The 632-nt window shown below is 54.9% G+C and carries 1 protein-coding gene; it reads right to left on the minus strand.

What is annotated here, in order from left to right; translation table 11 throughout:
* The coding region (locus ATN88_RS00005; RefSeq protein WP_198158297.1) for a VCBS domain-containing protein at positions 1 to 632 on the minus strand (632 nt) is incomplete at both ends.

Here is a 632-nt window from a genome sequence, read left to right on the forward strand (position 1 = left end):
CAGTTTCCACCTGACCGTCAGGCAGAGGCTTGGCCTTGTCTGGGTCAACCGTGTAGGTCCATTCGCCGTCTACTAATTCGAAAGTGCCGTAGTCGCCTTCAATGGTGGTGTTGCCAATGGTCGCTGTTTCACCAGAATCAGGATCAGTGACTGTGATAGAACCGGTTGTTGAAGTGTCTTGGTCAGTGACTGCGCCTGTGGTGTCGCCAGTGACGACGGCTGAGTCGTTCGTGCCCGTGACCGTAATAACGACCTCGTGTTTAGAGCCGTCAGAGGCCGTCAGTTCGAAGGTGTCTGTTTCGACTTGACCGTCAGGCAGAGGCTTGGCCTTGTCTGGGTCAACCGTGTAAGTCCATTCACCGTCTACTAGTTCGAAGGTGCCGTAGTCGCCTTCAATGGTGGTGTTGCCGATGGTCGCTGTTTCGCCAGAATCAGGGTCAGTGACCGTGATGGAACCGGTTGTTGAAGTGTCTTGGTCAGTCACCGCGCCTATGGTGTCGCCGGTGACGACGGCTGAGTCGTTAGTGCCCGTAACGGTAATAACGATTTCATGTTTAGAGCCGTCAGAAGCCGTTAGCTCGAAGGTGTCAGTTTCCACTTGACCGTCAGGCAGAGGCTTGGCCTTGTCTGGG

Source organism: Enterovibrio coralii (genome assembly GCF_001559595.1).
In the GTDB taxonomy this organism is placed as follows: Bacteria; Pseudomonadota; Gammaproteobacteria; order Enterobacterales; family Vibrionaceae; genus Enterovibrio; species Enterovibrio coralii.